At 73.8% G+C, this 1,031-nt stretch carries 1 protein-coding gene and 1 pseudogene; one reads left to right on the top strand and one right to left on the bottom strand.

Translation table 11 applies throughout. The annotated features are described in order from the left end of the window. Positions 1 to 360: porin PorA family protein (locus Q0L15_RS21325; protein WP_296606763.1), on the top strand; the 360-nt coding region annotated here is incomplete at its 5' end. Here the strand turns inward: Q0L15_RS21325 and Q0L15_RS21320 are convergent. Then, positions 332 to 1,031 (bottom strand): annotated as a pseudogene (locus tag Q0L15_RS21320) (hypothetical protein); the annotation flags it as partial. The gene Q0L15_RS21325 and the pseudogene Q0L15_RS21320 overlap by 29 nt on opposite strands.

Raw genomic sequence — 1,031 nt, 5'->3', positions numbered from 1 at the left:
GACGTCAAGGGCAGCTACCTGCAGACGACCGAGTACTACGTCGAGCCCCGGACCGGCGCGATCATCAACCAGGTCGTGCACCAGGAGCGCGTCGCCCGCGGTGTCGGCAAGATCCTCGACCTCGACCTCGCCTTCACCGACGACCAGATCCGGACCAACGTCGACGACGCCCACGCGAACATCGGCCAGCTGCGGCTGATCGAGGACATCGTCCCGCTGGTCGGCTACCTCGCCGGCGGTCTGGCGGTGGTCGCGGGCCTCGCCCTGCTGCTGCTCGGCCGCCGCGGCCGCCGGGCCGGCCAGGACGAAACGGAGCAGGTCGCCGAAGCGGCTACTCCGTCAGTACCTCGCAGCTCGTGACGTCCTCCGCGTGGAGGCAGGTGTCGCGGCCCTCGTTGCCGACGACCCGGTCGGTGCCGTCCCCGGCGTCGATCCAGTCCCGCTCGCCCGAGCCCGTGACGACGTCGTCGCCGCCGAAGGTCTCGGCGCGGAACGGCCAGTAGTAGCCGCCGGTCACGACGTCGGCGTCCGCGGTCCCGAGGTAGACCCACCGCAGCCGGCTGGCGAGCTCGAGGTCGCCGATCGACAGCAGCGTCCCGATCTGCTCGCCCTCCCGCTCGACGACGCCGTCGGCCTCGCGGACCGTGATCGTCGGGCCGGGGTCGTCCGCGGGACGGATGGTGCGCGCCGGCCGGCCCAGGTAGCCGCGGTCGTCACCCTCGCCGCCGTCGAGCACGAAGCCGCGTCCCTGGGTGACCGTGCCCTCGACGACGTCGTCACCGGCGTCGCCGTAGACCTCGCTGGGCTTCGAGGACCAGGTGGTGACCTGGTCATCGCCGCTGCCGCCGTGCAGCACGTCCCTGCCGAACCGGGCGAGGACCGTGTCCCTCCCCGGCCCGCCGTCGACCGTGTCGCGGTCGTTGCGGTGCGGCGCGTCGTACCCCTCCGGCAGGAGGAGGTCCGCGCCGCCGCGGCCGAGGAGCGTGTCGTCCCCTCCGCCGCCGACGAGGTGGTCGGGGCCGGCCCCGCCG

Origin of the sequence: Nocardioides sp. (genome assembly GCF_024509035.1) — a bacterium.
GTDB lineage: Bacteria > Actinomycetota > Actinomycetes > Propionibacteriales > Nocardioidaceae > Nocardioides.
This window is presented reverse-complemented; position numbering and strand designations above follow the sequence as displayed.